Genomic DNA, 5,708 nt, shown 5'->3' on the forward strand with positions numbered 1-5,708 from the left:
CCTCCGGCAGCGGCACCGGCTGCGCGCCGATCTGCTGGGCGGCGGCATCCTTGGCGATACGTTCAGCCAGCGCCGGGTTGCCCGGCGCGAGGTTGCTCGCGCTGCTGGAGACGGTGGCGTAGTCGCCGGCCGAGGGACGCGGATGGAACCACTGGGCGCCGTCGAACTTCTGCGCGATCAGCGCCGAGCCGCGCACGTTGCCCTGGTCATCGCGGACCAGGCTGCCGTTGGCCTGGTCGTGGAAGGCAACCTGGGCGATGCCGGTGACGACCAGCGGGTAGGCAATGCCGGTAATGGCGCTGAGCAGCACCAGCGAGGCGACGGCGGGGCGGAGTTGGTTGAGCATTTTTCGTGTTCCTCTGTTGGGTTTGGAGCAGGGCTTTCTACCCTCTCCCCCGCCCTCTCCCTGAAGGGAGAGGGAGTTGTACGGAGCGTCCGGCCAGACCGGAGTCTGGCCTGACCTTGTGGGATGGGTGGAGCGGAGCGATACCCATCGCGGTCCGGCGATCTGTTGGGTATCGCTTCGCTCCACGCCAACCTACAGAGAGCGTCAGGCCAGGCCGACAGCCACCAGGATCATGTCGATCACCTTGATCCCCACGAACGGAGCTACCAACCCGCCTACGCCATAGATCAGCAGGTTGCGCCGCAGCAGCTGCGAGGCGTCGCTGGCCTGCACGCGCACGCCGCGCAGGGCCAGGGGGATCAGCGCGACGATGATCAGCGCGTTGAACACGATGGCCGAGAGAATCGCACTCTGCGGGCTGGCCAGCTTCATCACGTTGAGCACGCCCAGCTGCGGGTAGATGCCGGCGAACAGCGCGGGGAGGATGGCGAAGTACTTGGCCACGTCGTTGGCCACCGAGAAGGTGGTCAGCGCGCCACGGGTCACCAGCAGTTCCTTGCCCACCTGCACCACGTCCAGCAGCTTGGTCGGGTCGCTGTCCAGGTCCACCAGGTTGGCGGCCTCGCGGGCGGCCTGGGTGCCGTCGTTCATGGCCATGCCGACATCCGCCTGGGCCAGCGCCGGGGCGTCGTTGGCGCCGTCGCCGCACATGGCGACCATGCGGCCTTCGCCCTGCTCCTGGCGGATGCGCGCCAGCTTCTTCTCCGGCGTGGCTTCGGCGATCACGTCATCCACGCCCGCCTCGGCGGCAATGGCCGCGGCGGTCAGCGGGTTGTCGCCGGTCACCATCACGGTGCGGATGCCCATGCGGCGCAGCTCGGCGAAGCGCTCGCGGATGCCCGGCTTGACCACGTCCTTGAGGTGGATGGCGCCCAGCAGCTTGCCGTCGGCCACCACCAGCAGCGGAGTGCCGCCGCTCTGGGCGATGCGCTCGATCTCCTTGGCCAGGCTCTCGGGCATCCGCGTGCGGTCCATGCCGACGAAGGCCAGCGCGGCGTCCACCGCGCCCTTGCGGTAGACGTGACCGTCGATGTCGATGCCCGACAGGCGCGTCTCGGCGCTGAAGGCCACCGGGGTCACGCGGTTGCGGTCCGGTTCCGGCAGGATGATCTGCGCGCGGAGAAACTCGACTATTGATTTACCCTCGGGCGTGTCATCGGCCAGCGAGGCAAGGAACGCGCCCTCGGCCAGTTCAAGCGGCTGCACGCCGGGGGCGGTATGCAGCGCGCTGCAGCGACGGTTGCCGAAGGTGATGGTGCCGGTCTTGTCGAGCATCAGCACGTGTACGTCCCCCGCCGCTTCCACGGCGCGGCCGGACTTGGCGATGACGTTCAGGCGCACCAGGCGGTCCATGCCGGCGATGCCGATGGCCGAGAGCAGGCCGCCGATGGTGGTGGGGATCAGCGTCACCAGCAGCGCCACCAGGAACACCAGCGGCAGGTTGCCGCCGACGAACAGGGCGAAAGGCTTCAGGGTGACGACCACCAGCAGGAAGATCAGCGTCAGGCCGATCAGCAGGATGTCCAGCGCCACTTCGTTGGGGGTCTTCTGGCGCTTGGCGCCCTCCACCAGGGCGATCATGCGGTCGAGGGTGGACTCGCCGGGGTTGGCGGTGATCTTCACCAACAGCCAGTCGGAGACCAGCCGGGTGTTGCCGGTCACGGCCGAGCGGTCGCCGCCGGACTCGCGGATTACCGGCGCGGATTCGCCGGTGATGGCGGCCTCGTTGACCGCCGCCACGCCTTCGATCACCTCGCCGTCGCCGGGGATCAGCTCGCCAGCCTCGACGCGCACCACATCACCCTTGCGCAGGCTGCTGGCGGCGACCTTCTCGAAGTTGCCGCTGGCGGTGCGACGCATCGCCTGCAGGCCCTGGGTGCGGGCCTTGAGGCTGTCCGCGCGGGCCTTGCCGCGGCCCTCGGCGAGGGCTTCGGCGAAGTTGGCGAAGAGCACGGTGAACCACAGCCACACGGCGATCTGCACGGCGACGAAGCTGGGCACCGACTCGCCGCCCACGACGCAGAGCACGGTGGTCAGCACGGCGGTCAGCGCCACCACCAGCATCACCGGCGAGCGTTGCAGCTGGCGCGGGTCGAGCTTGACGAAGGCCTGCAGCAGCGCCGGCTTCCACAGGGCCGACAGCGCGGTGGTCGGGCGTTTCTCGACGGCCTTGTTCAGGGCCAGTTCCTGGGTTTTCGCATTCATGGCGACAGCTCCTCAGAAGCCAAGCGTCAGGTGATCGGCCACCGGGCCAAGCACCAGCGTCGGCAGGAAGTTCAAGCCGCCCACCAGCAGGATGGTGGCGGTCAGCAGGCTGACGAACAGCAGGCCGTGGGTCGGGAAGCTGTTGGGGCCGACCGGCGTGGCCTTCTTCGCCGCCAGGCTGCCGGCGATCGCCAGCACCGGGAGGATGTAGCCGAAGCGACCGATCAACATGGCCAGGGCGATCATCAGGTTGTGGAACGGGGTGTTGGCGCCGAAGCCGCCGAAGGCCGAACCGTTGTTCGCGGTGCCGGAGGTGTAGGCGTAGAGCAGTTGGCTGAAGCCATGGGCGCCAGGGTTGCTCACCGCCGCGGCCGGGCCCGGCAGGCTGGCGGCGATGGCGCCGAGCACCAGCACGCCGACCGGCATCACCAGCAGGGTCGCCACCAGCAGGCGCACTTCGCGGGCCTCGAGCTTCTTGCCGAGGTATTCCGGGGTGCGGCCGACCATCAGCCCGGCGAGGAACACGGCGACCAGGACGAACAGCAGCATGCCGTAGAGGCCTGCGCCGACACCGCCGAAGATCACTTCGCCGACCATCATGTTGAGCATCGCGACCATGCCCGACAGCGGGTTCAGGCTGTCATGCATGGCGTTCACCGAGCCGTTGGAGGCCGCCGTGGTAGTCACCGCCCAGAGCACGCTGGCGGTGGTGCCGAAGCGGCTTTCCTTGCCTTCCAGCGGAGCGACCTGCTCCACCGGCAGCGCGCTGAGCGCCGGGTTCGGCTGGTACTCGGCCCACAGGGTCACGCCCAGGCCGAGGGCGAACAGCACCAGCATGCAGCCGAGGATGGCGCGGCTCTGGCGCAGGTCCTTCACGTAGTGGCCGAAGGTGAACACCAGCGCGGCCGGGATCAGGATGATCGAGACGACCTCGAACAGGTTGCTCCAGATGGTCGGGTTCTCGAAGGGGTGCGCCGAGTTCACGCCGAAGAAGCCGCCGCCATTGGTGCCCAGCTGCTTGATGGCGATCTGGCTGGCGGCCGGGCCCAGCGGGATGGGCTGGTCGGCACCCTGCACGGTGAGCGCGTGGGCATAGTCGAGGAAGGTCTGCGGCACGCCCTGCCAGACCAGCAGCAGCGCCAGCAGCAGGCACAGCGGGATCAGCCCGTAGAGGGTCGCGCGGGTCAGGTCGACCCAGAAGTTGCCCAGGTTGTTCGTCGACTTGCGCGCGATGCCACGGGCCAGCGCCACCAGCACGGCCAGGCCGACGGCGGCACTGACGAAGTTCTGCACGGTCAGGCCGAGCATCTGGCTCAGGTAGCTGAGCGAGGCTTCACCGCTGTACGCCTGCCAGTTGGTGTTGGTGACGAAGCTCACCGCCGTGTTGAACGCCAGCGTCCACTCCAGGCCCGGCAGGTGCTGCGGATTGAGCGGCAGCGAGCCCTGCAGCAGGAGAATGGCGAACAGCAGCACCAGCCCCACCAGGTTGAACGCCAGCAGCGCGACGGTGTAGCTCTTCCAGTCCTGTTCGTCTTCGGGGTGGATGCCACAGGCGCGATAGATCGCCCGCTCCAGCGGCAGGAAGACGGGGCTGAGGAAAGTGCGCTGCCCTTCCATCACCTTGTAATAGAAGCGCCCGAGGAAGGGCGCCGGCACCAGCACCAGCGCCAGGAAGGCAACGATCAGCAATACGTCATGGCTGTTCATGGCCACTCCTAGGAACGGTCGGCGCGCAGCAGCGCCACCAGCAGGTAGATGAACAGTCCCGTGGCCAGGACCAGTGACACACCGTCGAGCACGCTCATGCTTTGTTTCTCCTCACGCGGGCGACTCCATCGCTTGGGCGGCCTTTGCCGCCTGACGGAAATTCTCCGCAAGCAAGGCGTAAAGGAGCGATTCCCGGCCTCGCCGGGCGGCGTAAAGAAGGCGTAAAAAAGCGCGCAGCCAGGGCGCCCGGCGCCTTTGTATCGACTCCGATACACAACCGACACGCTGGCGACACCCGTCGGCTGCAGCCTCGCCGACCATGGCCCGCGCACGCGATGACGGGTTAGCATGCGTCCGTCGCATGCCCATCGAGGCCTTTGGCCACCCTGCCCCACGTTTCCTGCGACAGGTCCCTTCATGCAACTCACCACTTCCGACGACCCACGCCGCTGGACTACCCGCGCCCTGCTGGTGGATGACGACGAGCCGATCCGCGAGCTGCTCTGCGGTTATCTCGCGCGTTTCAACATCGAGGCCCTTGGCGTCGCCGACGGCGTCGAGATGCGCCGTGCGCTGGAAAACGAAAGCTTCGACGTGGTGGTGCTGGATCTGATGCTGCCCGGCGAGGACGGCCTGTCCCTGTGCCGCTACCTGCGCGCCGAGTCGGACATCCCGATCCTCATGCTCACCGCGCGCTGCGAGCCGGCGGACCGCATCATCGGCCTGGAACTGGGCGCCGACGACTACATGGCCAAGCCCTTCGAGCCGCGCGAGCTGGTGGCGCGTATCCAGACCATCCTGCGTCGCGTGCGCGGCACTAGCGGCCCCAGCGAGGAAGGCGCACGCGGCGAACCGCGCGCCCAGGTGCGCTTCGATCAGTGGCGCCTGGACAGCGTGCTGCGCCAGCTGCACGCACCCGATGGCCTGGTGGTGCCGCTGTCCAACGCCGAATTCCGCCTGCTCTGGGTGTTCCTCGAACGCCCGCGGCGGGTGCTCAACCGCGAACTGCTGCTGGACGCCGCCCGCGGTCGCGCCATCGAAGCCTTCGACCGCAGCATCGACCTGCTGGTCTCGCGGCTGCGGCAGAAGCTTGGCGACGACCCGCGCTCGCCCCGGCTGATCAAGACCGTGCGCGGCGAGGGGTACCTGTTCGATGTCCGCGACATCGCCTGAGTCCGCGCCCGAGCGCGCCAGGGAAAAACCGCTGCAGCGCGCCGACAGCCTGTTCGCCCGGCTGTTCGGCGTGTTCCTGCTGGCTATCGTGATCGCCCACCTGCTGGCCTTTGCCTGGTTCCACCATTACGGCCCGCACCGACCCGACATGCCGCCACCACCGCCGCCGGAGCAGGGCTTCGAGCGTGGCCCGCCGCCGCAAGGCTTCCAGCCGCCC

5 protein-coding genes and 1 pseudogene are annotated in these 5,708 nt (G+C 68.2%); 2 read left to right on the forward strand and 4 right to left on the reverse strand.

What is annotated here, in order from left to right:
* The 4 genes from ACCC94_RS27290 to kdpF form a co-directional block, all read right to left on the reverse strand.
* Positions 1-346: potassium-transporting ATPase subunit C (locus ACCC94_RS27290; RefSeq protein WP_413352725.1), on the reverse strand; the 346-nt coding region annotated here is incomplete at its 3' end.
* Positions 347-550: 204 nt separating this feature from the next.
* Positions 551-2,611, reverse strand: coding sequence for a potassium-transporting ATPase subunit KdpB (kdpB, locus tag ACCC94_RS27295; RefSeq protein WP_413352726.1), 2,061 nt, complete (start codon positions 2,609-2,611; stop codon positions 551-553).
* Between the two features lie 12 nt (positions 2,612-2,623).
* Entirely contained in the window at positions 2,624-4,318 is a 1,695-nt protein-coding gene (gene kdpA, locus ACCC94_RS27300) for a potassium-transporting ATPase subunit KdpA (protein WP_413352727.1), read from the reverse strand.
* An 8-nt stretch (positions 4,319-4,326) separates the two neighbouring features.
* A complete protein-coding gene (gene kdpF / locus ACCC94_RS27305) occupies positions 4,327-4,416 on the reverse strand; it encodes a K(+)-transporting ATPase subunit F (protein ID WP_009618573.1) in 90 nt (29 codons plus the stop codon).
* A 319-nt stretch (positions 4,417-4,735) separates the two neighbouring features.
* Here kdpF and ACCC94_RS27310 point away from each other — a divergent pair, with 319 nt between their 5' ends.
* Both ACCC94_RS27310 and ACCC94_RS27315 read left to right on the forward strand, forming a co-directional pair.
* A complete protein-coding gene (locus ACCC94_RS27310; protein WP_413352728.1) occupies positions 4,736-5,491 on the forward strand; it encodes a response regulator in 756 nt (251 codons plus the stop codon).
* Positions 5,472-5,708 (forward strand): annotated as a pseudogene (locus ACCC94_RS27315) (two-component sensor histidine kinase); the annotation flags it as partial. The gene ACCC94_RS27310 and the pseudogene ACCC94_RS27315, both read left to right, overlap by 20 nt.

Origin of the sequence: Pseudomonas sp. Pseusp97 (assembly GCF_047304025.1) — a bacterium.
Taxonomy (GTDB): domain Bacteria; phylum Pseudomonadota; class Gammaproteobacteria; order Pseudomonadales; family Pseudomonadaceae; genus Pseudomonas.